Source organism: Protofrankia sp. Cr1, from assembly GCF_963555865.1.
Classification (GTDB): domain Bacteria; phylum Actinomycetota; class Actinomycetes; order Frankiales; family Frankiaceae; genus Protofrankia.
This window is the reverse complement of sequence record NZ_CAUVXO010000607.1, coordinates 1-3,044: the sequence shown is the minus strand read 5'-3', so window position 1 is coordinate 3,044 and position 3,044 is coordinate 1. Positions and strand designations below refer to the sequence as shown.

The following is a 3,044-nucleotide window of genomic DNA, read 5'->3' as shown; positions in this document are numbered from 1 at the left end:
GCTCAGCCGCCCGCCGACCGGCAGGACCATCCGCACCGAGAACGTATCGGACAGACCGTGCAGCTTCCGCCGATATCTGACATCCGTCGACAAGATCGGCGCGAGTTTGTCGTCAGGTACGCCTATCCGGCCAAAAACCGTACCTAACGACAAGCAAACGCCGATCACCATCTCCACGATCAGCCGCACACGACCGATCAGGGGTGTGTGGCGGCGGGCAGGAAGGGGCTCGGGTCGCGGCCACGAAGAGCAGGGACCGGTCGCGTATGCGTTCCCGCAGGTAACGTTTGGAATCGGTGTCCTGGTAACGCTCGACACCGATGTAACGAAACCGGTGCGTTCCGCGGAACACAGACCCCGACCAGCGCCGGCCGGTCGGCACCGCAGCGCCCTGCGCTCGCAGGGAGCCGGACCGCTCGACCCGGAGATCGCCGATACCATCCAGGCCCGCCGCGGTACAGGCCCACCACGAGTGAGCCATTCCGAGTAACGATCGGCCACTCTGCGTGATTATTGCTGACAGTGGTCGATCTACGAGATGCCGGTGTCGGTGAACAAGAAAACGCGGGGCTCCGATAGGAAGGTTGTTCCGATCAAAGATCAACCCTAGGGAGTCCCGCGTCCCGATGAGTGGCACATACACCGCCGAGCTGCCCCTCGGCGAGCACACCGTTGCCCACCTGGCCGTACTGCTCACGGCCGAGCGTGAGCGCCGAGGCACCCGGAAGGAGACCCGCGCTCACCCTCTGAGCGCAGTCCGTGATGGTCTGCGCTGGTTCTGCGATGGGACCCGGGTCAAGCAACTCGCCGGCGACCACGGGATCGGCCGGTCGACGGCCTACACCTACCTCCATGAGGGCATCGCGGTGCTGGCGCTGCGGGTACCTGACCTGCGCAATGCCCTACTGGCCGCGAAGGCGGCCGGTTACGATCATGTGATCGTCGACGGTTCGGTGATCGAGACCGACCGGGTGCGCACCCCGGTCCCACCAAAGACGTGGATCTCTGGCGGTCCGGGAAGATCCATAATCATGGCGGCAACGTCCAGGTCGCCTCCGCGCCCGACGACGGCTGGCCGCTGTGGGTGTCCGGCGTCCGCCCCGGCCGCGAGCACGACACCACCGCGCTGCGGGCCGTCGGCGAACGCGCGAATGCCCTTCTGAAGCATTTCCGGGCCCTGCGGAACATCAGCCTCGACCCCTGGAAGATCGGTCTCATCGCGAAAGTCGCCCTCGTGATCCTTCACATCGAGCACGGCCGCACCACCTGACAGCCAACACGGGAACACGCCATTGATGCTACGCAACGCAACGGATGGTTACGCGGAAAGGCTCACTCCGCGAACGACGTCCGTAGAGTCCCATCCCGGTATGCTCCTTCGCGCTGGTCATCGTCCCGGTTACTCCGCAGCGCGACCCGCTCGAACTGGCCGCTACCCGCAACTCCCCTCACTGCGACCAGCCGATCATCGTGGCCGTTTTCTCGTTTTCCCAGGTAAACGGTCGCGAGGCGGGATGCTCAGGATGGCGCCGGCCAGCGTGTCCGGGGGCGCCCGGCAGGCGTCACTACCGCAAAATAAGGCCGGTTTCTGGCACCACACAGGCGGTCACGGGCTGATCAGCGGTCGGAAGGCGGCCTGTATCTGGGAATCGGAGGGGGTGACGTAGTTCTTCGTGTCGTAGCCGTAGAACTTGGAAGGGCAGCTTGCGCCGCTGATCTCCAGTCTGGTGTCGGTCACGAGTCGTCCGGTTCGTAGCTCGTAAACGCGAACGGGCAACGCCACCCGGTAAAACGTCACGTTCTCGACGCCTATAGATCGATTGGATGTATATGGGCAGGTTTCGACCGCGGCTCCTAACTCGGAGTTGCCGACGCAGAGCACCCGGGTGGCAGTGGTGACGTCATCGGTCCTCCACTCGGCGGGGAGATTGTCCACGTACCTTTTGTTGCCGAATATCAGTGCGCGGTTCGGCCCGCCCGAAGGTGCGGCTGTGTACGGAACCGGAGCGGAGCAGTACGCCGGTTGGCCGGAGGCCGACGACTCCAGCAGGCGGCGTAGGTTCGCCTCCTCGATCTTCTGATTGACCTGTTGTATTCCCTCCCGGGCTTTGGCGGCAAGCTCGTGGCCGGGGTACTGGTCGAGCAGCTGCTGGTATTTCGCCCGCGCATTCTCCCAGCCCCCGGCCGCCAGGAACCTGTTGCCGCAGTCGACCAGCGCCGCAGGCGCGAGCTGTAGGACGACCTGGGCGGCGCGATCCAGCCCCTTGCCGCCGGGCGGGCGCGCGGCGAGCCAGGTAGTGATCTTCGCGGTGTCGCAGGGATCCTTGGTCGGTAGGCCGTCGAGGAACCGGTCCAATGCTCCCTGCACCATTTTCTCATGGCCGGGCAGCTCTGTGAGGACGGTGGAAAGCTGTCGGAAACCGGTGTCCAGGGCTGCGGTGTCGCCGGCCCACCCGGCGTCGAGATGGCCGGCGGCCGTCCGCAGCAGTGCGCATGCCTTGACCATGTTCTCGCCGTCGGCGACCGGAGAGACAGCGACCATGCGGTGAGCGGGCGTCACCCTGTCCATGGCGGCCGTCACACGCCGGCAGTCGTTGGCGCGGCTGGCCGACGCCACGTCCCCCTCGATCTGCGCGATGTCGAAGCGGAGGAAGCCGAAGGCCAACAGTACCGGGAGCACTAAGGCGAGGGCGATGGTCCATTGTCTGCCCGACCGGTTCGGCCACATCCGGCCCCGGCGCGGCCGCCCACCAGCCAGATACCAGCCGTGTGCGATGACGGCCACCCACCACAGCAGCACGACGATCCCGAACCACAGCACCTGCGCGACCGAGGCGAGGACGATGAGGAGCTCGGCTGTGATCAGGGTGACGACGACGGCGAGCTGTCCCCGGCCCAGCATCAGGTACCCACCACCGAACAGGGATGCGTTGGCAAGCGCGACGGCCAGCGGGTCGTGGGGCCGGGCCGCAGCCTTCGGCCGTGGCTCGGCCTGCGTCATGGGTACGTCCTTCCTGCTTCTCTGGCTCTCGCTCGTCGGCCGG

At 66.0% G+C, this 3,044-nt stretch carries 2 protein-coding genes and 1 pseudogene; 1 reads left to right on the top strand and 2 read right to left on the bottom strand.

Translation table 11 applies throughout. The features are described from left to right. Positions 1-189 (bottom strand): hypothetical protein (locus tag U9980_RS26615; RefSeq protein ID WP_322770444.1); only part of this gene is annotated, 189 nt, incomplete at its 3' end. A gap of 437 nt (positions 190-626) precedes the next feature. Here U9980_RS26615 and U9980_RS26610 point away from each other — a divergent pair. Beyond that, positions 627-1,270: pseudogene (locus tag U9980_RS26610) on the top strand (IS5/IS1182 family transposase). A 336-nt stretch (positions 1,271-1,606) separates the two neighbouring features. On the opposite strand, the gene U9980_RS26605 reads toward U9980_RS26610, so the two are convergent. Continuing rightward, complete coding sequence (locus tag U9980_RS26605; RefSeq protein ID WP_322770443.1) at positions 1,607-3,001, bottom strand: hypothetical protein; 1,395 nt, start codon at positions 2,999-3,001, stop codon at positions 1,607-1,609. Positions 3,002-3,044: the final 43 nt, after the last annotated feature.

Excerpts from the sequence above, each read along its gene's own strand:
- U9980_RS26605 (WP_322770443.1), bottom strand. The coding sequence starts at position 3,001 with ATGACGCAGGCCGAGCCACGGCCGAAGGCTGCGGCCCGGCCCCACGAC.